Annotated in this window: 21 protein-coding genes and 1 pseudogene; 16 read left to right on the top strand and 6 right to left on the bottom strand. The window is 64.7% G+C overall.

Features of this window, described 5'->3' with window-relative positions; translation table 11 throughout:
- Positions 1–8: 8 nt before the first annotated feature.
- The 5 genes from ureE (at position 9) to ASPHE3_RS01880 (ending at position 3,887) form a co-directional block, all read left to right on the top strand.
- Positions 9–488, top strand: a complete 480-nt coding sequence (ureE, locus tag ASPHE3_RS01860) for an urease accessory protein UreE (protein WP_013599532.1) — start codon at positions 9–11, stop codon at positions 486–488.
- A gap of 144 nt (positions 489–632) precedes the next feature.
- Positions 633–1,301: an urease accessory protein UreF gene (locus tag ASPHE3_RS01865; protein ID WP_013599533.1), complete on the top strand. Its 669-nt coding sequence runs from the start codon at positions 633–635 to the stop codon at positions 1,299–1,301.
- A 23-nt stretch (positions 1,302–1,324) separates the two neighbouring features.
- Complete coding sequence (ureG, locus tag ASPHE3_RS01870; protein ID WP_013599534.1) at positions 1,325–1,942, top strand: urease accessory protein UreG; 618 nt, start codon at positions 1,325–1,327, stop codon at positions 1,940–1,942.
- A complete protein-coding gene (locus ASPHE3_RS01875) occupies positions 1,939–2,841 on the top strand; it encodes an urease accessory protein UreD (RefSeq protein ID WP_013599535.1) in 903 nt (300 codons plus the stop codon). Before ureG ends, ASPHE3_RS01875 begins: the two co-directional genes overlap by 4 nt.
- Positions 2,841–3,887, top strand: coding sequence for a HoxN/HupN/NixA family nickel/cobalt transporter (locus ASPHE3_RS01880; protein WP_013599536.1), 1,047 nt, complete (start codon positions 2,841–2,843; stop codon positions 3,885–3,887). Before ASPHE3_RS01875 ends, ASPHE3_RS01880 begins: the two co-directional genes overlap by 1 nt.
- A 14-nt stretch (positions 3,888–3,901) precedes the next feature.
- On the opposite strand, the gene ASPHE3_RS01885 is transcribed toward ASPHE3_RS01880, so the two are convergent.
- Positions 3,902–4,354, bottom strand: a complete 453-nt coding sequence (locus tag ASPHE3_RS01885; protein WP_013599537.1) for a transferase — start codon at positions 4,352–4,354, stop codon at positions 3,902–3,904.
- A gap of 204 nt (positions 4,355–4,558) precedes the next feature.
- Between ASPHE3_RS01885 and ASPHE3_RS22530 the strand changes: the two are divergent.
- The 6 genes and pseudogenes from ASPHE3_RS22530 to ASPHE3_RS01910 all read left to right on the top strand — a co-directional run.
- A pseudogene (locus tag ASPHE3_RS22530) lies at positions 4,559–4,645 on the top strand (D-erythrulose-4-phosphate isomerase 1); the annotation flags it as partial.
- A gap of 332 nt (positions 4,646–4,977) precedes the next feature.
- Positions 4,978–5,691: a FadR/GntR family transcriptional regulator gene (locus ASPHE3_RS01890; protein ID WP_013599538.1), complete on the top strand. Its 714-nt coding sequence runs from the start codon at positions 4,978–4,980 to the stop codon at positions 5,689–5,691.
- 214 nt (positions 5,692–5,905) lie between these two features.
- Positions 5,906–7,279 carry an MFS transporter gene (locus tag ASPHE3_RS01895; RefSeq protein WP_148258068.1) on the top strand — a complete coding sequence of 458 codons (1,374 nt, stop codon included), beginning with the start codon at positions 5,906–5,908 and terminating at the stop codon, positions 7,277–7,279.
- A 27-nt stretch (positions 7,280–7,306) separates the two neighbouring features.
- Complete coding sequence (locus tag ASPHE3_RS01900) at positions 7,307–8,080, top strand: SDR family NAD(P)-dependent oxidoreductase (protein WP_013599540.1); 774 nt, start codon at positions 7,307–7,309, stop codon at positions 8,078–8,080.
- Between the two features lie 95 nt (positions 8,081–8,175).
- Positions 8,176–8,616 (top strand): SRPBCC family protein, encoded by a 441-nt coding sequence (locus ASPHE3_RS01905; RefSeq protein WP_013599541.1) that lies wholly within the window; start codon positions 8,176–8,178, stop codon positions 8,614–8,616.
- Positions 8,617–8,761: 145 nt separating this feature from the next.
- Positions 8,762–9,514: a GAF and ANTAR domain-containing protein gene (locus tag ASPHE3_RS01910; RefSeq protein WP_013599542.1), complete on the top strand. Its 753-nt coding sequence runs from the start codon at positions 8,762–8,764 to the stop codon at positions 9,512–9,514.
- On the opposite strand, the gene ASPHE3_RS01915 is transcribed toward ASPHE3_RS01910, so the two are convergent.
- Both ASPHE3_RS01915 and ASPHE3_RS01920 read right to left on the bottom strand, forming a co-directional pair.
- On the bottom strand, positions 9,499–9,789 hold the full coding sequence (locus ASPHE3_RS01915; protein WP_041651872.1) for a hypothetical protein: 291 nt from the start codon (positions 9,787–9,789) through the stop codon (positions 9,499–9,501). The genes ASPHE3_RS01910 and ASPHE3_RS01915 overlap by 16 nt on opposite strands.
- Positions 9,790–10,005: 216 nt before the next feature.
- A complete protein-coding gene (locus tag ASPHE3_RS01920) occupies positions 10,006–10,305 on the bottom strand; it encodes a DUF4193 domain-containing protein (RefSeq protein WP_013599544.1) in 300 nt (99 codons plus the stop codon).
- Positions 10,306–10,488: 183 nt separating this feature from the next.
- Between ASPHE3_RS01920 and ASPHE3_RS01925 the strand changes: the two genes are divergently transcribed.
- Both ASPHE3_RS01925 and ASPHE3_RS01930 read left to right on the top strand, forming a co-directional pair.
- Complete coding sequence (locus ASPHE3_RS01925; protein WP_013599545.1) at positions 10,489–11,040, top strand: TetR/AcrR family transcriptional regulator; 552 nt, start codon at positions 10,489–10,491, stop codon at positions 11,038–11,040.
- Positions 11,037–12,035, top strand: coding sequence for a DMT family transporter (locus ASPHE3_RS01930; protein ID WP_013599546.1), 999 nt, complete (start codon positions 11,037–11,039; stop codon positions 12,033–12,035). Before ASPHE3_RS01925 ends, ASPHE3_RS01930 begins: the two co-directional genes overlap by 4 nt.
- Here ASPHE3_RS01930 and ASPHE3_RS21360 read toward each other — a convergent pair.
- Positions 11,952–12,251 (bottom strand): DUF3040 domain-containing protein, encoded by a 300-nt coding sequence (locus tag ASPHE3_RS21360; protein ID WP_246084737.1) that lies wholly within the window; start codon positions 12,249–12,251, stop codon positions 11,952–11,954. The two genes, ASPHE3_RS01930 and ASPHE3_RS21360, sit on opposite strands and share 84 nt — an antisense overlap.
- A 95-nt stretch (positions 12,252–12,346) precedes the next feature.
- The gene (locus ASPHE3_RS01935; protein WP_013599547.1) at positions 12,347–12,871 is read right to left on the bottom strand and encodes a DUF488 domain-containing protein; all 525 of its coding nucleotides are present in this window, start codon (positions 12,869–12,871) and stop codon (positions 12,347–12,349) included.
- Positions 12,872–13,014: 143 nt separating this feature from the next.
- Between ASPHE3_RS01935 and ASPHE3_RS01940 the strand changes: the two genes are divergently transcribed.
- The 3 genes from ASPHE3_RS01940 (at position 13,015) to ASPHE3_RS01950 (ending at position 17,100) form a co-directional block, all read left to right on the top strand.
- The gene (locus tag ASPHE3_RS01940) at positions 13,015–13,749 is read left to right on the top strand and encodes a GAF and ANTAR domain-containing protein (RefSeq protein ID WP_013599548.1); all 735 of its coding nucleotides are present in this window, start codon (positions 13,015–13,017) and stop codon (positions 13,747–13,749) included.
- A gap of 186 nt (positions 13,750–13,935) precedes the next feature.
- The gene (gene malQ, locus ASPHE3_RS01945; RefSeq protein ID WP_013599549.1) at positions 13,936–16,170 is read left to right on the top strand and encodes a 4-alpha-glucanotransferase; all 2,235 of its coding nucleotides are present in this window, start codon (positions 13,936–13,938) and stop codon (positions 16,168–16,170) included.
- Between the two features lie 21 nt (positions 16,171–16,191).
- A complete protein-coding gene (locus ASPHE3_RS01950) occupies positions 16,192–17,100 on the top strand; it encodes an SDR family oxidoreductase (RefSeq protein WP_013599550.1) in 909 nt (302 codons plus the stop codon).
- Positions 17,101–17,252: 152 nt separating this feature from the next.
- Here ASPHE3_RS01950 and ASPHE3_RS01955 read toward each other — a convergent pair whose 3' ends face one another.
- Positions 17,253–20,375, bottom strand: a complete 3,123-nt coding sequence (locus ASPHE3_RS01955) for an alpha-amylase family glycosyl hydrolase (protein ID WP_081459812.1) — start codon at positions 20,373–20,375, stop codon at positions 17,253–17,255.
- Between the last annotated feature and the right edge of the window lie 126 nt (positions 20,376–20,501).

The following is a 20,501-nucleotide window of genomic DNA, read 5'->3' on the forward strand; positions in this document are numbered from 1 at the left end:
AGACCCACGTGATCATCGACAAAGTCCTCGGCAACCTGCACGAACTGCCGGACCCGCACACCTACGCCGGCCTGCACGAGGAAAAAGTGGTCCTCCCCAGCGCCCAGCTGGTCAAAAGGATCCAGCGCGCCACAACGGACCACGGCAAGGAAATCGGCATCCGGCTGCCCTCAGGCTCCGGTGACCTGCGCGACGGCGACATCCTCCACGTCGAAGAAACCAACATGATCGTGGTGTCCGTGCTCCCCACGGATGTCCTGGTCATCGCGCCCCGGACCATCCACGAAATGGGCGTCACGGCACACTCACTCGGCAACCGGCACCTCCAGGCCCAGTTCTTCGACTCCGCTTCGGAATATGAAGCCGACGTCATGGTGTGCGCCTACGACCACACCGTCGAGGACTACCTCCGCCACACGGGTGTTCCCTACTCCCGCCAGGAACGCGTTATGCCTGTGCCTTTCCGCCATGCTGAACACTCGCACTAACTCTTCACCGCTGGGCGCTTCAAACGATTCCTTGGTTGGGTGCGCCGCCCCGGGATGGGGGCCGTGCCCGCTTCGCGGTGCCCGCCACGCCGCGGCCCCCATCCCCGGGCGTCGCTTGGGTTCGTCACCTTTGGCGGGCGTTCAGTGAGCGGGTATCAGCTGGCTCTTCAGCAGCTCGTTGACTCGGCGCTTCCTACTGGGGCTTTTGCTCACTCGCTGGGATTCGAGACGTACATCGACCGCGGAGTCGTGGTTGATGAGGGGTCTTTTGGGGTGTGGTTGTCTGTTTTTGTCTCGCAGTCGCTTACCTACTCTGACGGGCTGGCCATTCGGTTCTTCTATGAGGGCTGGGACTTGGCGGAGCTGGATGCTCTTCTTTCTGCCTCTCTTTTGCCGCGGCAGGTTCGGGAGGCCGGCACCAAAATGGGGGGCCGGCTGCTGGAGATTGGGGCGGAGGTGTTTCCCTCGCCTGCGCTGGAACTGTACCGGAACCTGGTGAGCAGCGGCCGTGCCGCGGGGCACCAGCCGCTGGCGTTCGCCGTCGTCGCCCGTTCCCTCGGGGTGCCGCTGCCGGAGGCGTTGGCCGCCTACCTTTTCGCCACTGCCACCTCACTCACACAGAACGCCGTCCGCGCCATCCCGCTCGGCCAGAACGCCGGCCAGCGGCTCCTTAGGCAGGCGGCCGACGACGTTGCTGCCGCCGTCGAACGCATCCCGCACCTGATGCCGGACGACTTCGGGGCCGTCAGCCCCGGACTGGAAATTTCGCAAATGCGGCACGAACGCCAACGTGCCCGGATGTTCATGAGCTAACGCGCTTTTTACTAGGAGGAACCATGGCTGAACCCATCAAAATCGGCATCGGCGGGCCCGTCGGCGCGGGCAAGACCCAGCTCGTGGAGCGGCTCACCCGGCATATGAGCGGTGGGATCTCGATGGCCGCCATCACCAACGACATCTACACCATTGAGGACGCCAAAATCCTCGCCGCCAACGGCATCCTCCCCGTGGACCGGATCATCGGCGTCGAAACCGGCGGCTGCCCGCACACCGCCATCCGCGAAGACACATCCATGAACACCGCCGCCATTGAGGAACTCAAAGCCCGGCACCCCGACCTCCAGGTCATCTTCGTCGAATCCGGCGGCGACAACCTCTCCGCCACCTTCAGCCCCGAACTCGTGGACTTCTCCATCTACATCATCGACGTGGCCCAGGGCGAGAAAATCCCCCGCAAAGCCGGCCAGGGCATGATCAAGTCCGACCTCTTCATCATCAACAAAACCGACCTCGCACCCCACGTCGGCGCCGACCTCGCCGTCATGGGGCGGGACTCCAAAGAGTTCCGCGGCGCCAAGCCGTTCTGCTTCACGAACCTGAAGACGGACGAGGGACTCGACAAGGTCATCGACTGGATCCGGCACGACGTCCTGATGCTCGATCTGGCGCAATGAGTACGACGGCGGCAGGGTCACCTCACGTGGTCACGTCACCCGGGCCCGCGTCCGCTGATCGGCCCGCTATGGGCGAGCTTGAGCTTGTGGTCGCCGAGCGTACGGGACGATCCTTCGCGGCGCATCAGTTCCACAGGGGTGCTTTGAGGTTGCTGCGGCCCCATTATCTCGATGACTCCGGGCAGGTTTGTTATGTCGTTGTGAATCCTGGCGGGGCTTATCTGGGGGCGGATCTCTTTCTTGTTGATGTTGAGGTGGGGGATGGTGCTGACCTGTTGCTGACCACCCAGTCGGCTACGAAGGTGTACCGGACTCCCGGGTCCTTTGCTGAGCAGCGCATGGCTGTCCGGCTGGGGGAGGGGGCACGGCTGGAACTCATGCCTGACCAGCTCATTGCCTACCGGGAGGCCAGCTACCGGCAGCGGACTTCCGTGACGCTGCGGCCGTCGTCGAGCCTGGTGATGGCGGAAGTGGTGACGCCCGGTTGGTCGCCGGACGGGGCTGCCTTCCGGTACGAGGAAGTGCGGCTGCGGAACGAGATCCGGGTGGCGGATGGCGTTAAGTCCGAACTCCTGGCCCTGGACAACCTGCTCATCCGTCCAACCGCCGGGGACGTTACCGGGCTGGGGTTCATGGAGGGGTACAGCCACCTCGGGTCGCTGATCGTGGTGGATGCCCGGGTGGACCAGGCGCTCGCCGACGACCTGCACCTGGTGGCCACAGCACACGATGCATTGACCGGTGTCTCCCTCACCCGCAAAATCGGGGGAACCACCGGGCTGGTCCTGCGCTCATTGTCCAACAGCACGGGCGAGCTCAACCGCCTGCTCGCCGCCTGTGCCAACCTCCTGCGGAAGCGCTGGTACGGGCAGGACCCGCTGGATCTGAGGAAGCACTGATGGCTGCCATCTCCGCCCTCTACCGTGAGCGGGAGGCCCTGCCGCTGGGGACCCGCCTGCTGTGGATGTTTGGTGCGGTGGCCTCCCTGCATGCCGCCGCCGTCGTACTTCTGCTTGCCGGCAACGCGGGAACGTCCGGGACACAGGTGCTCAGCTGGGGGCTGGTCCTCACGGCCTACCTCGCCGGCGTCAAGCACAGCTACGACTGGGACCATCTGGCGGCCATCGACAACTCGACCCGCACCTTCGTGGCGAAACGGCAGGATCCGGTCAGTGTTGGTTTCGCGTTCAGCCTGGGGCACAGTTCGGTGGTCACGCTGGCCGGGGTGCTGGTGCTTGCCGGCGCCGCCGAGGTGGGGGAGTACATGGCGGAAGGCTCCACCGGCAACGTGGTGCTCGGACTGATCGGCAGCGGCGTGTCCGGACTGTTCCTGCTGGCCATGGGCCTTTTCAACGGCTCTGCCTTTGCCCGCTCCGCCCGCGCCTACCGCCGGGCGCAGGCCGGAGCCGTCATCGATCCCGCCGATCTTGAACCGCAGGGACTGGTGGCCCGGCTCCTCGCCAAACCACTGTCCAGGGTGCGGCGGCCGCGCAACATCTACGTGGTCGGTTTCCTGTTCGGGCTGGGTTTTGACACCGCCACCACCATCGGGCTGTTGATGATGGCCGCGGCGGCTTCGCTGGCCGGAGTGCCGCCCTTCGCCCTGCTGGCGCTGCCCCTTGCATTCACTGCCGCCATGACGCTCTGCGATTCCGTGAACGGCGCCGTGATGATGCGGATGTACCGCTCCGCGCTGGATGACCCGCAGCGGAAAGTCGGCTTCAACGCCCTGGTCACCGGCATCTCCGCGGTGTCGGCGCTTTTCATTGCGGCCATCACCCTGGGCGGCTTCGCCAACGCAGCCTTTGCCCTCGAAGACCCGGTCACGGCCTGGTTCGGATCCATCGACCTTGGCGACGCCGGCCTCTTGCTCGTGGCCGTGCTGCCGGCGGTGTGGGGCGCGGCGGCGTGGAGGAGGCGGTCCGGCCGGAAGCCTGCTGCCTAAAGCGAGGCGGAGGGTTACGCCGCGATCCGCCCCTTGCCGCGTGCATGCGGCCTGTTCTTGCCGTGGATGCGCTCCGAGGTGCGGGACCCCAGAAGGACCTGTCCGCCGTCGGGCACGGTGGAGTCCGAATCCAGGTGGACGCCGTGTTCGATCAGGACGCCCGAGCCGATCCGCGAATGGCTCCCGACGTGCACCTTGTTTCCGATGACCGTTCCCCGGCCGATCCGGACGCCGTCACCGATCACAGCCCGGTCGCCGACCGTGGCGTCGTGGTCGACCCAGCTGCCGTGGCCAATCCGGCTTCCGGCACCAATCCGGGCCCCGCTCTCCACATAGGTCATGGGACCGACGCGCGTGCTCTCGGGGACCGCTGCTCCCGGGGCAACGAGCCCGCCCCCGTTGGCATGCCTGACGTACCGGGTGACCTTTCCGGCGTCGTCCTCTACCGACACAAACTTTGCGTTCATTCATTCCCTCGTCAACGCTGCGGCAATTTACCGCGCAGTAAGTTAACGGTCAATAACGCGCAGGGATTCCCGGAATGCTGTTTCCGGGAGCGTTCCCGGACGGGAGGAAGGCTTTGTGCCGGTCCAGGCTCATGTTGCTGACGCCTTTCTCCAGGCCCGCGAACATGATGGACATCCGGATGGAGCCCTCCAGCGATTTCCAGCCTTGCCAAGAAATGGATTGACTACACGTTTGACCCCGCGTCGGCTTCGGCAGGCAAGGTCAAGGTCCTGACGGATTTCGAAACCTGCCAGCTCCGCAACAGCACCTCAGGGCTGGGGAACGCGGCCATTGCGGCATTTGCGCTACCGGATGCCATGCAGGATTCCTCCGCGGTTTGGCTGGCTGCGGATGCGGCAGGGGACAGGGCCCTGTTCTCTGCCGCCGAAGGCTACGAGGTGTGGATTCGCCCCACCGAATTGGACGGAAAGCTGTGTTACAAAATGGCGGCTGCCCTGCGTCCGCCGGCGGAATTGCCTGGCGGCAGGCCCTAGCGCCGCGCCACAATGCCACCGCGACGGCATTCAACAGTAATGTTTAAAGCGGCCCGCGTCGGCGGGCAAGACCAATGGCAGGAGCTGGGATGGCCCGCAGGACACTCGTTGACGATCTCGTCGACGGCCTGCTCGACGACATCCTCGACGGCAAACTCAAAGCCCACGATGCCATCCCGCCCGAGGCCGACATCGCCAAGGCCTACAGCGTCAGCAGGCTCACGGTCCGCGAGGCGCTCAAGGTGCTGCGGGCCCAAAACATCCTGTACGTGAAGGCCGGCCGGGGGACCTTCGTCAACCCATCGGACAACTGGACCGGCCTGGATGCCATCTTCAAGGCCGCCTCGCACGGAAACGCCGCCGACCAGGTTTCCGTGGGCCTGATCGAAATGCGCCGCATGGTGGAAACCGGTGCGGCATCGCTCGCCGCCAAGCGGCATACACCTGAGCATGCAGAACAGATGAGGCAGTGCATCGAGGATATGAAGCGCTTCCATGAGTCCGGAGACCTGGATCGTTTTGTGGAAGCGGACATCGCGTTTCATGACGCGGTACTAAAAGCCTCAGGCAACCCCTTCGTACGGGCGCTCTTTGCGCAACTGGGGCAGCTCCTCTACATCACCAGGCGGGAGACCTCCGCTGTGCCGGAGATCCAGCTTCACGCAATCGAGCACCATCAGAAGGTCATGGACAGTATCCTCACCGGCGACGCTGAGCTCTCCCGCCGTGTCATGGATGACCACATGGAACAGACCTACCGCGACTACGAGCGTTACGTGCACCAGCACCAGCCCGACGCCTAATTCGCAAGGTCCCAGCAGCGCCCCCAAAAGCGGGTGGAAGCCTGCGGCAGCTGCTGTCTGGCGCTTCCCAGCCCGGGCTTGACGTAATCCCGATCACGCTCCTATGATTTTCCTCATGTTCTTCCGTCAGATGTCTGACATCAGACTCAACTAGACGGATTCCCCTATTCCCCTCGGAAGCCTGCAACGTGCGCTTCCGCCAGACAGAAGGTCGATGATGACTTCACTCTCCATGCCGTCCGCGGCACTGGGCGAACTCGGCGAGCGCACCCTGCGCAAGGTCCGCCGCCGCATTATGCCGCTGATTGTCCTGCTGTATTTCATTGCCTACCTTGACCGCAACAACGTGGGCTTCGCGAAGCTGACCATGAGCGAGGATATCGGCCTCAGCGCCGCCGCCTATGGGCTTGGCGCCGGTATCTTCTTCCTGGGCTACGCCCTGCTGGAGGTGCCCAGCAATGCCGGAATGTACCGTTTCGGAGCCCGCAAATGGCTTGCAAGAATCCTGATTACCTGGGGCATCTTTGCCACTGCCATGGCGCTGGTAAACGGTGAAAGCACCTACTACATCATCCGGTTCCTGCTCGGAGCGGCCGAGGCCGGCTTCTTCCCGGCGATCCTCTTCTATCTGACGCTTTGGTTCCCCGCTGCCCAGCGCGTCACGGTCCTGGGCATCTTCATTCTTGCCCAGCCGATTTCCAACGCCCTTGGCGCGCCGGTCTCCGGCCTCCTGCTGCAGATGGACGGCATCCTGGGTCTGCACGGCTGGCAGTGGCTCTACATCATCGAAGGTATCCCCGCCATCCTGCTTGGCCTGCTGACCCCCATCCTGATGACCGACCGCCCCCGGGACGCCAAATGGCTCAACACTGAAGAACGCGAATGGCTCGCCACCACCATGGAAGCCGAGCTTGCCGCCAAGTCCAAGGTCGGGAACCACAACTTCCTTGCCGGCCTCAAGGACAAACGCACCCTCATCTACTCGGCGCTGTACTTCGGCCTGGTCTGCGGCATCTACGGCCTGGGCCTCTGGATGCCCACCATCGTGGCTGCCCTTGGCAAGTTCTCCACCGCCGAGGTGGGCTTCATTGTCCTCGTTCCCTATGCCATCGCAGCAGTGTTCGTGTACTTCTGGAGCAAGCGGGCGGACCGGACAGGCAAGCGGGCCTGGCACACCTCCGTCAGCATGGTGCTGGCCGGCATGGGCCTGCTGGCAGCGGGCTACCTGCTTCCGGTCAACCCCATCCTTGCCCTGATCGCACTCACCGCTGCCGCCATGGGCATCTACGGTGCCATTGCCCCGTTCCTGTCCATGCCCTCCGCCGCACTCACCGGTGCAGCCGCCGCTTCCGGGCTGGCACTGGTCAACTCCCTTGGCAACCTGGGCGGTTTTGTGGCGCCCTACGCCGTCGGTCTGCTGAAGGACGCCACCGGCAACAACCAGAGCGGACTGCTTTTCCTGTCCTTCTGCCTGTGCGTCACAGCAGTGGCCACGTACCTGTATGCCCGCAAACGTCCTGAGGGTGATGCGGCCCTCGACCCCGCAGTGGCAGCCGCATCGGCTGTCAACGCGGCCAAAGTCTCCTGACCCGGAACCCGAACGAAAGATACTCCGATGACAACCACTTCTTTTCCCGCTGAACGAACCGTCGTCCTGACAGGGGCTGCGTCGGCCCGCGGCATCGGCCGTGCCGCCGCAGACAGGATGGCCAGCGAGGGCTGGTCAGTCGCCATCCTGGACATCAATGCCGAGGACGCAAAAGCCGCCGCTGCCGAGATCGGATCGAACCGGGCTGTGAAGGCTATCGGGGTTGGGGCGGATGTTTCCGACGCCGCCTCCGTGGACCGTGCCATCAGCGAAATCGAAAACTCGCTGCCGCCCATCGTCGCCCTGGCCAACCTGGCCGGGATCAGCTCGCCCACGCCCTTCATGGAGACCACCGTGGAGGAATGGGACAAGGTCTTCGCGATCAACATGCGCGGAACCTTCATTGTGTCCCAGCGCGTACTCAAAGGAATGATCGAGCGCAAGCTCGGACGCATTGTCAGCATCTCCTCGATTTCAGCCCAGCGCGGTGGCGGCACCTACTCCAAGGTGGCGTACAGCGCCTCAAAGGCCGGAATCATCGGATTCACCAGGGCCCTTGCCCGTGAAGTGGGCGAGTTCGGCGTCACCGTCAACGCGATTGCCCCGGGACCCATCGATACCGACATCATGGGCGGCACCCTCACTGAAGAACGCAAGGCCCAGATGTCCGAGGGGATCATGATGGGACGGGTGGGTACCCGCGAGGAAGTGGCCGCCCTGATTTCCTTCCTTCTGGGGGCGGATTCCGGCTACATCACCGCCGCCACATACGACATCAACGGCGGCCTGCAGGTCAGCTGACCCCGGCGTTACCCGGCCAACTCCTGCAGCCCCGGTGGTTTTCGCCGGGGCTGCCGGGGCTGTGCATCCCGGGTGGCTGTTCCTACACTGGGGTGATGATTACAGTCACCGGAAGCGTTGAAACCAACCTGCCTGCGGATCAGGCGTTCGCCTATATGAGCGAATTCGAAAACACCAGCGAGTGGGACCCCAGCACTCCCGTGATGGAGAAGCTGACGCCCGGTCCGGTAGCCGTAGGACACCGTTACCACGCCGAGTCCGAATTCCGGGGAAAGCGCCAGTCCCTGGAGTATGAGGTCATTGAGCTGACGCAGAACCACATCAAGCTCCGGGGCAGGAACAAGACGGTCACTGCCTTTGATTCCATCGATGTCAGCCCTGCCGGCGAGGGCTCCGTGGTGAAATATACGGCCGAGTTCAGCATCAACGGACCCGCAAAAATTATCCAGCCACTCCTCAAGCCGGCTTTCATGTCCCTGCGGGATCCGGCCTTGAACGGAATCCGGGACAAGCTCAACTCCCTGGCGGCTGGGTAGCCCAGGCCGCCGGCCGGCGGCTGTAACGTTTGACGGGATATGACTTTCCCGGGGGTAGGCTGGCATTTACCGTTCGGCAGTGAGCGGCCACGACGTTCCGTGTGAACGTTCATGGCCATTCAGCCGTACGGAGGGGGAAATCCAGATGGTTCGCGCCCAAGCCGAAAATGAGGAAATTTTCGCCGATGTAGCGTCGCAGCTTCAGGACCTGGTGCTGGCCAGCACGGATGTGGAGCACTTCCTTCGGGACCTTGCACGGTATTCGGCTGACAGGCTGAGCAGTCCTGAGCGTGAGGTTCTTTGCGGCGTAGCGGTGGCAAGGAAAAAGAAGTCAACCGCCATCGATGCAAGCAACCCATGCCTTCGGGTCACGGAGCAGCTCCAAAACAAGCACGGGGATGGTCCGGCACTGGCGGCAATGCGGACCGCAGATGTGGTGCTGATTGCCGATGTGGGCCAGGAAAAGCGGTGGCCCGAGTACATCACGGCGCTTACGGGCGAGGGACTGCGGTCCGTAATCTCCCTGCCTTTTGCCCTGGGTGAGGAAGCGACCGGGGCCCTCAGCCTCTACAGCTCCCGGCCCCGTCATTTCAGCAACAAAGATATCCAAATCGCCCAGGCTTTCACCGCGCAGGTGTCCAAGACCCTTCGGTTGGCGCTGCAGATTGGCAGGCTGCAGGACACCAGGGACGGTATGAGCACTGCAATGAAAACCCGGACTGTGATCGACCTTGCCACGGGGGCCATCATGGCCCAGAACCGCTGCAGCCAGCATGACGCTTTCAGCGTGCTGCTGCGTGCCTCGAATACGCGGAACCTGAAGCTCAAGGACGTGGCGGCCGCCGTGATCGCATCAATTTCCGGCAGCGCCGGGACCTTCACCTACTTCGACGAATAAGGGTCGCGGACGTTTGGCGGGACCTGGCTCAAAAGCGAGTCAGTAAACGGCGCACGGCCTGGGAGGTTTGCGTCCGCACAATGCTCATTGACAGCCTGCGCCAAAGCATCACGGTCCTTGGGTGGCAGGCCAGCCGAACCGGCGCTGTAGTCCCTGATGTCCTGTTCCGAAGCGTCGCCGCCCAAGGCGATGTACTCCAGCCAGATTTGGCCGAGGTCCAGGCCGTGCGCCTGGATCACCGCGCCGGTCAGGTCCTGTTGGTCCGCTGCATCCACCGCTGCATCCTTCCCCTGGAAAGACTTTCTCCCCAGGAGTTCGGGGCGGCGAAGCTCTTGGATGGGTGGAAGGTGGAAACTCTTTCTGGTCAGGATCACCGATACGGGCCGAAGGCCATCAGCAGGATGTAACTGCTGAAGGCCGTGGTGGACGTGCGGTGCGTGATTCCTTGGCGGAAGCGTCCCACCGCCGCTTCCGCCGGACATGGCACTCCTCTAGGACTCGCACTCCTTGCAGTACTTCTTGCCGTCCTTCTCCCTTGCCAGCTGGCTTCGGTGATGGACCAGGAAACAGGACATGCAGGTGAATTCGTCGGCCTGGACCGGAACCACCTGGATCAGGAGCTCCTCGTTGGAGAGGTCGGCACCGGGCAGCTCAAAGCTGTCGGCGAGGTCGGTTTCGTCGACATCGGCAATGGCCTCCCTTCGGCCCGACTTCTCGGTCTTCAGCTCCTCGAGGCCGGTATTCGGCTCTTCCTCGGGCGTTACCCGCGGAGCGTCGTAGTCAACTGACATTGATGCGTTCTCCTGTCGGCTGTATGCAGTTCGTCTGAACAGAGCGACAACAGGCAGGTGCCCGCGGATATTCCCGTCAGGCAGTAGGTAGACTGGTCTAACTACTTTTTGATGAAAGGCCAGGCTGTGCCTACTGGGATTGAGGCCGTAAAAACACCGGCGGCGAAGAAGCGTCCGGCCCGGATGCTGCTGCTTGACGCTGCTGCCCGGCTCTTCTATGCCAACGGGGTGGCGGCAACGGGCATTGACGCCATCACGGCCGAAGCCGGGGTGGCGAAGAAAAGCCTGTACAACAACTTCACCTCCAAAGCGGACCTGCTGGCGGCATACCTCGAGGCCCGGCACGGGGAGTGGCTCGGCCTGTACCACCGGCGGCTGGACAGCGCCCGTACTCCGCGCGAACGCGTCCTGGCTGTCTTCGATGCCTACCGGGACCATGCCAATTCCGCTTACCCGGACGGGTTCAGGGGCTGCGGGCTGCTCAACGCGGCAGCGGAACTCCCGGCCGGCGCCCCGGGGAGGGCGGCGGTGCGGAAGCACAAAGAGGAAGTGGAGGCCCTGCTGGCCGGGCATATTGCCGAACTGCTTTCGGGTGAGGAAGGACGCGCCGCGGAAGTCGCCAGGCACCTGGCGTTCCTCTTGGAGGGCGCCATGGCACGGGCCGGACTCGAAGGGAGTGATGCCAGCCTCAAGGACGCCCGGATCATTGCCGCCAGGCTTCTGGACGAGCTGTGAGCGCAGGAACAGGCAACAGAAAGGCCCAGCTCTGGGGGGCCCTGTTCGTGGTGGCAGCTTCCGTCCTCTGGGGCACCACGGGCACGGCGGCCACGCTTGCGCCGGACGTGAGTGCGCTGGCAATTGGTGCGGTAGCCATGGGACTTGGCGGGCTGCTCCAGGCACTGTACGCGGCCAATGCCATCGTGGCCCAGCGGCCGGTCCTGCTGGAACGGTGGCGGCTGGTGTCCCTGGGGGCTACTGCGGTGGCCCTCTATCCCCTGGCTTTCTACAGCTCCATGCGCCTGTCCGGCGTTGCTGTGGGCACCGTGATCTCGATCGGTTCGGCGCCTGTAGCGGCCGCGCTGATTGAACGGTTCGCGGACCGCAAAAGGCTCACCCGGCAGTGGATGGCGGGCGCAACCGTAGGGGTGGCGGGTGCCGCCATGCTGTCCTTCGCCGGCCATGGAGGGCAGGCGCCCCCTGCCGGGACCACTGGTAACGGGTGGTCATTCATGGCCGGAATAGCGCTGGGCCTCGTCGCCGGCGTCACCTATGCCCTGTATTCCTGGGCTGCGCATCGCCTCATTGGCGGAGGCGCCTCCTCCAGGGCAGCCATGGGGAGCATCTTCGGGGCCGGCGGGTTCCTGCTGATGCCCGTGCTTGCCCTGACCGGCAGGCCGCTGCTGGAGTCCTGGACCAATTTCTCTGTGGGAGCGTACATGGCCCTGGTCCCGATGTTTGCCGGCTACGTCCTGTTCGGCTGGGGACTGGCAAGGATCAGGGCCAGCACAGCCACGGGGATTTCGCTGCTGGAAACGGTGGTGGCGGCAGTGCTGGCCGTGCTGGTGGTGGGGGAGCGGCTGCCGCCCCTTGGCTGGCTTGGCGCCGCCGTCGTGATCCTTGGCCTGTTCATCCTGACGCCGCGGCAGTCAACCAGTGGGCCGCTCCCGGCGCCCTCCCCGGGCGGGGAAAGGCTTGCCGAGCAACAGGCCGGCGCCCAGTCCCACGAGTGAAAAGCCCAGGACTACCAGGGGGATGAGCTGGCCGCTAACGCCGGCAATGAGCAGCACAAGCCCGGCCAGACAGGCGAGCCCGCCGAAAAAGAGGTCGGCCCTGAACCGGGGCGCGGGGTAGCCGGAGAGCAGCTCCATGGCCAAGTGGGGGTCATCGGCGATCAGCCCCAGCTCCAGCTCTTTGAGCAGCCTCCGTTCCTCTTCGGACATTGGCATTGGATGCCCCTGAATTTCGTGGGAAGCGATACCGCTATTGACGCTAGGATTCCTGCCGCTCTGAGTCAAGGGTCTTAGCTGGGCGTGGGAAACCCTCAATCGTGGACGTCGTAGCGCAGCCCGTTCCCGAGCACCCTGACGCCTTGGGTGGGAACGTGCGGGACAGCTTTTTCCGGTGGCATCAGGTGTTCCACGGGCAGGCCTGCGAGCAAGACGCAATAGTCCGAGATGAGCCTGCGGTGGCAGCGCCACCAAACGGTTTCACTGCACATGATCGCTGTCTGCTGAGCTTGGGCGGCTGCTACCAGCTGGTCCACCGCAGCAAGGAAGTCCGGGCTTCGCATGTATGTGGCGTAGGCACGGAAAGAGTCATTGCGAAGGGCGGTGTCCGGGGAATCGGGAGGAAGCTTGCGGAACCCGCCCAACCGCTGTTCCCAGCGGTAGCTGATGCCGGCACGCGGAAGCCACTCCGCCATCAGGTCCTTACCGAAGTGCGGGTGCTTCCTGCTGCCGGGACCGATCCGGACGTCCACCAGTGAGGTAACACCCGCCGCCTGCAGCAGCCTGGTGAAATCGGTCTGGGAGGCGGCTCCGTGGCCTGCAGTGTTGAGGGGCCTCATCAAGCCATGATGGCTCCCGTTGGTTGGTGGTGGCCAGCCACTGGGCCTCCACCCTTCTCTTTTCTTCGCACGAGGTAACGCCGGCCTCCATGATGACGAATTGTGGAGCGCGACCGGCCAGCGATCCGGCCTATATTGAGGGGATGGACACTCCCCATAACGAAGATCAGTTCGTGAAGTTGCATGACCTGGTCATCGGAAGCACCAACGTGAGCGGCTTCCTGGCGGAGCTGTCCGGCGTGGCAGCTTCCACCCTCAGTGATTCGGCCGGTTCGCTCATCGAATGCGGTGTAACCCTGCGGCGGCGCAAGCGAAGCGCCACAGTGGCAGGCAGCAGCGACAGGGCCCGGGAACTCGACAGGCTGGAACAGGTCCTGGGGGACGGGCCGTGCCTGGCATCGCTGGAAACCATGAAGCCTGTGGTCCTGGCCGATGTGCAGACTGATCCGCGCTGGCCTGAGTACCGGAAAATCCTGGCCGACAACGGCTGCCGCGCCGTGCTCGGTGTTCCCCTCGCCCTGGATGACAGCCAGGCTGCGGCCCTGAACTTCTTCGCCTCCGAACCCGGCGTCTTCTCCGACGCAGTGATCCGCAAGGCAGAGGGCTTTGCCGACCTGGCGGGCAGGTCGCTGCGGCTGGCACTCAAGATCGCCGATGCCCGGAACCTTGCGGAGGACCTTTCGGCAGCCATGCAAAACCGCACCACGATCGACCTCGCCTGCGGTGTCATCATGGCCCAGAACCGCTGTTCGCAGGAGGAGGCCATGGCACTGCTGACCAAAGCGTCCAGCCACCGGAACCAGAAGTTGAGGGACTTGGCAGCGGACGTCCTGGCGCGGGTGAGTTCGGGCGCCGTGACCACGCACTTCGATCCGTAGGACGGGGACTCCCACTGCCGTGCAGACTCCAGGCGACCGCAGTGCTACGCACCCGGTTTCGTCTCCGCGCTGCCCTGCAATAATCTGAACCAACGGTTGTGCGCGGGGGTGCAAGCGCCCGGTGCAACATGCAGCAACAGGCAGCACTGAAAGTTCGGGCCACATCACCAAACGAGGCGGACACGCATGACGGCTTCAGACCAGCAGCATTCAGATCGTCCAGGCACGCCAGCAGATCCTCCGCGCGTTCCATCAGGCAACGCCGCTGCTGCCGCCGGGACTGTTGACCCGCACCTGCTGCAAAGGCTGGCGGACGCGCATGGAGTGGGCACCTCCTTCCAGGGCTGGGACGGGCTGCCGCATTCCGTGGCCGAGGCTACCCTGATCAAGGTCCTGGCTGCCCTGGGCGTGAAAGCGGACACCAACCAGGCCATCGAGGCGGCCTTGGCCGAAGCGGAACTTGCGCCCTGGCGGCGGGTGCTGCCTCCCGCCGTCGTCATCCAGCAGGGCGAGCCGGCGCTGGTCCCGGTCCATGTGCCCGAGGGCGCAGCTGTCAGCCTCACCATTGCCCTGGAAGATGAGGGCGGCACCTTGGAAGGGGTGCAGCAGGACGTCCAGGTACAGTCTGTGGATGTCGACGGCGTCGCCACAGGACGTGCCACCTTCGCCCTCCCGGAGGACTTACCGCTGGGCTGGCATACCATGACCGCCGAGGCCGGCAGCGTGAAGGCTTCAGCCGTGCTGGTGGTGACGCCGCGGCGGCTGACCACGGCGGCTCCGCTTGAACAGCGGCGGGGCTGGGGACTGGCTACGCAGCTCTATTCCGTGCGCTCCCGCAGGTCCTGGGGAATCGGTGACTTCTCCGACCTTGCAGACCTTGCTGCGCTGAGCGGAGCCCGCGGCGCCGATTACGTGCTGGTGAACCCGCTCCACGCGGCCGAGCCGGTCCCTCCGGTGCAGCCATCGCCCTACTCGCCGTCCACCCGCCGCTTCTTCAATCCGCTCTACATCCGGGTGGAGGCCATCCCCGAGCTGGCCTACCTGAAGCCGCGCAAGCGCGCCGCAGTGGAAAAGCTGCACGAGGAAGTTTCCAGTTTGAACAGGGAGGGCGGCCGGCTGGACCGGAACGCCGTCTATGCGGCGAAACTCCAGGCCCTGGAGATGCTGTACCACGCACGCCGGTCCCCGGCGCGGCAGGCGGCCTTTGATGAGTTCTGCAGGATCTCCGGGCGTGGACTGGACGACTTTGCCCTGTGGTCCGCCATCCGTGAGGATGTCGCCCCGGGCGATCCGCTGTGGAAGGACCCTTCTTCTGCCTTGGGCACAGCGAAGGCCGAGGCGCTGCGGGAAAAGCTCGCGGACAGGATCGGGTTCCACCGGTGGCTGCAGTGGATCTGCGATGAGCAGCTGGAGGAGGCCCAGAAGGCGGCGCTGCGTGCGGGCATGAGGCTGGGCGTGGTGCACGATCTTGCCGTGGGAGTGGACCACAGCAGTGCCGATGCCTGGACGCTGCGAGATGTACTGGCTCCCGCCACCAGCGTGGGCGCCCCGCCCGACATGTACAACCAGCAGGGCCAGGACTGGGGACAGCCGCCATGGCATCCGGCCCGCCTGGCTGAGGCCGGATACCAGCCGTTCCGGAACATGCTGGCCACGGTGCTCCGGCACGCCGGCGGCATCCGGGTGGACCACATCCTTGGCCTCTTCCGGCTGTGGTGGATTCCGGTCGGAAACGCCCCGGGAGACGGCGCCTACGTCCGCTATGACCACGAGGCCCTGATCGGCATCCTGGCCCTGGAGGCTCAGCGCGCCGGCGCCGTGGTGATTGGCGAGGACCTGGGCACCTTCGAGCCGTGGGTGCGTGACTACCTGGCCGCCCGCGGCATCCTGGGCACGTCCATCCTGTGGTTCGAGTACGACGGCGACTCGCCCCTTGCGCCGGAAAAGTACCGGACGCAGGCACTCGCCAGCGTCAACACCCACGACCTGCCGCCCACCGCCGGCTATCTCGCGGGCGACCACGTGGCGCTGCGCAGCGGGCTGGGACTGCTGGAACGGTCCGAGGAAGAGGAACGCGCCGAGCACAACGCAGCGTTGGAAAAGATGCTGGCGCTGGTGCGGGAGCGTGGCTACCTGCCTGGGAAAGCGGCCGGCGGGCCGGGAGAAACGGAAGAACAGACCATCGAGGCGCTGCACCTCCTGCTGACCCAGACGCCGTCGGTATTGCTGGGCGTAGCCCTGGTCGACGCGGTGGGGGAGCGGCGGGTCCAGAACCAGCCTGGCACTTCCGAAGCGCTTTACCCGAACTGGCAGGTTCCGCTGGGCGGCCCTGACGGCAAACCCGTGTTCCTGGACGACCTCCCCGCCAACACCCGGTTCAACTCACTGCTGAAGGCGGTGGAGGAGGCCCTGCACGGCTAGTCAATCAGCGAGGAGGCAGCTATGAGTGGTGGAATTGTCCTGGTGGTGGGCGGCACGGGCATGCTGGGCAGCCAGGTGGTGCAGGAGCTCATCAACCGGGGCAAGCCCGTGCGCGCCCTGGTGCGGCCCGGTTCGGACGCCGCTAAGCTCGAAGCGGCCGGTGTGGGCATTGCCCGCGGCGACATGCTGGACCCGGAATCGCTGGACCGCGCCATGGCAGGGGTGGACGCCGTGGTCACCTCAGCTGCTGGCTACACAAGGCACCGAAAAGGGGATACCTCCAAAACGGATACCGTAGGCAACTCGAATCTGGCAGAGGCGGCCGCCCGTGCCGGAGTCCGGCGCTTTGTGCTGACCAGCATCCTGACCTGTGACCAGACGCCTGATGTCCCACATTTTTGGCACAAGAAGCTGATGGAGGACCGGCTCGAGCAGCTGGGCGTTCCTTTCGTCGCATTGCGGCCGGGCGCTTTCCTGGACCAGGTGACCGGCTTCGGAGGCGACCCCGTCACCAAAGGCCAGGTTATGTGGTTCGGTTCGCCCCGGATTCCGCTGACGTTCGTGCTGACCCCGGATCTGGCCGGCTACCTCGCTGACGCCGTGGACGCCGCGGGCGTAGAGGGGCAGCGCATCGACATAGGGTGGGACCGTCCCCTCGGCATGCAGGACTTCGCCGCCATCGCAGGACGGCTGACCGGACGGAGGATCAAGGTCCGTTCAGTCCCCGTGGCCGTCCTGAGGGCTGCCGGGTTCGTGTTGAAGCCGGTCACGCCGATGGCTGCCGATCTGGCTGCCATGATCGCCTGGTTCCAGTCCGGACGCTACGTTGCTGACACCACGCGCCAACGCGAAGTATTCGGTGCCCCTCCGGTTGCGGAGGATGCCATCCGGCGGCTCCTTGCCAGCCTCGGGCATCCCGTTTCCGGCTGACCGGCCCGCCGCGGGGACCCTGCTGCCCGCACGGTCCCCCGGAAGGCCGCAGGGTCCCTGGAAAACGCAAAGGCGGGGCCACTCCCGGCCTATCCGGTGCATCAGGATGGGCTGGGAGTGACCCCGCTTTGCGATTGGTGCCTGCCGGATTCCTAGCCGGCGCTGATCACATGGGTGAAGTGGTCGTAGCGGAAGGTGACCGGCCCGCCGTCGTGCTCATACACGACGTTCGCTCCGGGCGACTCTCCGCCCGCGCCGTAGTTTATGTTCCAGGACCGGTCCAGCGCGGCCTTGAACTCGTACGTCCCGGCCGGAAGGTCCGCAGCCAGCTTCCACACCAGGTCCGCCGGGTCCAGCACCAGCTGTGCCTGGTCGCAGGACGGTTCCCAGTCCGTGGCGCAGCCCAGTTCGCTGTTCATGCTTCCGGCAGCCGCAACCGCGCCGGGCTGCTGCGAGGCGTACACCGCGCTTAGCAGGTGCGTGCTGTTGTCGTAGCGGAACGTGACGGGACCACCGGGATGGTCCAGCGTGATGTTCGGCCCGTTGAACTGGCCGCCGGCGCCGTAGTTCTCGTCCCAGCCGCCGTTCAGCGCCGCCTTGAACTCGTACTGGCCGGCAGGTAGATCCACCGTGAGCCGCCAGATCCTGTCCACCGGGTCAAGGGTCATCATGGCCTGGGAGCAGGCTGGATCCCATTGGCTTGCGCAGCCCATGGCCTGGTTCAGGGAACCGGCCACAGTGACGGAGTCCGGCTGGGGTGCCTCGCCCACCGTGATGGTCCGGGTCTCGCTGGACACGTTGAATCCGGGGCCGGTCATGACTGCCCGGTACGCCACCTTGGTGCCGTCAGCGAGGCTGGTGATGTCATCACTGGCCGAATACACGGGCGAGGAATCATCGGTAGCCACCCCGGTCCATTCGCCGCCGTCCACGCTCCGCTCGAATGCCACTACGTTGCTGGCCTTTTCGGGGTCCACAGTGGCGCTGAGTTCCACCGTGCCCTCTGCGCTGCTTCCCTCTTCCGGCTTCTGCAGCGTGATAGCCGGAGCAGGAACGCTGGCGGAGCGTGACTGCGAAGTTGCAGTGTGCCCGCCGTTGTCCAGCACCGTGGCGCGGTATTCCAAGGGCGTTCCGGCGTCCAGCGCCGCAACGTCATGGAACACCTGGTACGGCGCGGTGTCGTCCGTGCCGATGGGCAGCCATTCCCCGCCTGCTGTCCTGGCTTCGAAGGTAACCTCGTAGAACGAGGAACCGCCGACGTCGGCCGTCACCTTGAGACGCCCATTGTCGCCGGGGGCGGCAGCAGGGTCCTGGAGGACGACGGCGGGAGCTACCTTGGAGTGCGGGATGCGGCCGGAGGATTCGTACACCACTGCCGAAAGCGGTGGAACGGTGACCGTCAGCTTGCCGTCCTCCGAGGTCTTCGCCTCAGCTGCCGCATCACCGTATATGCGCGTGTAGTTGCGCTTGGCGATGTAGGTGGGCACTTCTGCGGTCTGGGCCTGTTCGCTGTTGTTCAGGGCCACCACGTACTCGCGCTGGTCCCCTGCATCCGTGCGGGAGAAGGCGTAGACCCCCGGACCCCCGGATGCATAGCGGTGCTGGTGGGCGCCGTCGCGAAGTGCCGGGTGTTCCTTGGTGAGCGCGGCCAGTTCGCTGATTTTGCTGTAGAGCGGGTGCCCGGTGTTGAAGTTGTCGGTGGCGTGCGTGGCATCCGTACCCAGCAGGTCGTCGTCAAGGTATTCCGGAACCTGGCTGGCGAAAAGCGTCTGCCGTGCATCCTGGTCCCCGCCGGGGCCGGTGAAGCCCTGCTCGTCACCGTAGTAGATCACCGGGTTGCCGCGGGAGAAGTACATCAGCTCGTGGGCAAGTTGGTCGCGGGCCACCTGCTCCTCATCACTGGAGCCTGGGTTGTCCGCGGCGATGAAGCTGCCGATGCGGCCCATGTCGTGGTTTCCCAGGAAGGTGGGCAGCTGGTAGACGTTGGAGTCCGCATCGGTGTACCAGTCATCGCCGGCAAAGAAGGTTTCCAGGTTTCGGGTGTCTGCGCTCTTGGAGGCGAAACTGCGCGCTGCCTCCTGGAAGGGGAAGTCCAGGACAGCCTGCATCTGGTTCCGGGTGGTGAACTGGGAGGTGAAGCTCTTGGTGGTGTCGAAGACTTCGCCGAACATGAAGAATTCGTCCTTGCCCTGTTCCTTCGCGTAGCGGAGGACGTCGGGGCCGAATTCCTGCCAGAACTCATTGTTGACGTGCTTCATGGTGTCGATCCGGAAGCCGTCCACGCCAAAGTCGCGGATCCAGGCCTGGTAGATGTCCTTCATGCCGTCCACAACCTTGGGGTGCTCGGTGAACAGATCGTCCAGGCCGAAGAAGTCACCGTAATAGGCGTCTTCACCGGCAAAGGTGGTGTCGCCGCGGTTGTGGTAGAGCGTGGGATCGTTCAGCCAGTTGGGGACTTTCAGGTTCTCTTCGCCCGCCTCCAGGCGGGGTTGGTAGGGGAAGGACGTCTCCGTATCCAGTTCCGGGAAGGTCTCCTGGCCGGCGTAGTCCCTGTCGTCGAACTCGTCGCCACCGGCGGTCTTGTAGGGGACTTCATCCTTCGAGACATATCCCTTGCGGGCGCCTTCCCCCTCGCTGTCCTCGTAGCCGATCACGTCCGCGGTGTGGTTGGTGATGATGTCGAAGTAGACCTTCATGCCGCGGCTGTGGGCTTCATCGATGAGCGCTTTGAGTTCGTCATTAGTTCCCAGGTGCGGATCGATCTGGGTGAAGTCCGTGATCCAATACCCGTGGTACCCCGCTGACTTATCCTCGGGCTGCACCGCCTTGTTCTTGAAGCTGGGGGTGAGCCAGATGGAAGTGGTTCCCAGGCCCTGGATGTAGTCGATCTTGTCCAGCAGACCCTTGAGGTCGCCGCCGTTGTAGAAGCCCTTTTTGGTGGGATCGTAGCCGGAAACCATCGGATCGCCGCCCAGGCCGCCGTCGTCATTTACGGCGCTGCCGTTGCTGAAACGGTCTGCCATCACGAAATAGAAGTTCTCGTCCGTGACGGGAGCCCGGAGCGAGTGGAGGGCCGGGGCCGTGCCGGGGTCTTTGGGGCCGGGTGCGGCCTGGGCCGGAAGGACTGCCGCACTGACGGCGACGGTGGCTGCGAGTAGTCCGGCAGCCGAACGAAATGCTGTGGTACGGAAGGCTGTGGAAGCGGTTGGGCCGGGCGGTGGGTACGGAGATGCCAGCGAAATTGCTGATCTCCGGGCGCGTGCGGGCGCGCTCATGCGGGTGCGGAATATCAAGGTGGGAGACCTCCTGGTAGCGGCGCTGCTGAACAGGCTTGCCGAGGAAAATAGGCGGCTTTTATGTGTGAGACCAAACAGGGAAGCATGCTTGCCTGTGAGGCACCT

Origin of the sequence: Pseudarthrobacter phenanthrenivorans Sphe3 (assembly GCF_000189535.1) — a bacterium.
Lineage (GTDB): Bacteria > Actinomycetota > Actinomycetes > Actinomycetales > Micrococcaceae > Arthrobacter > Arthrobacter phenanthrenivorans.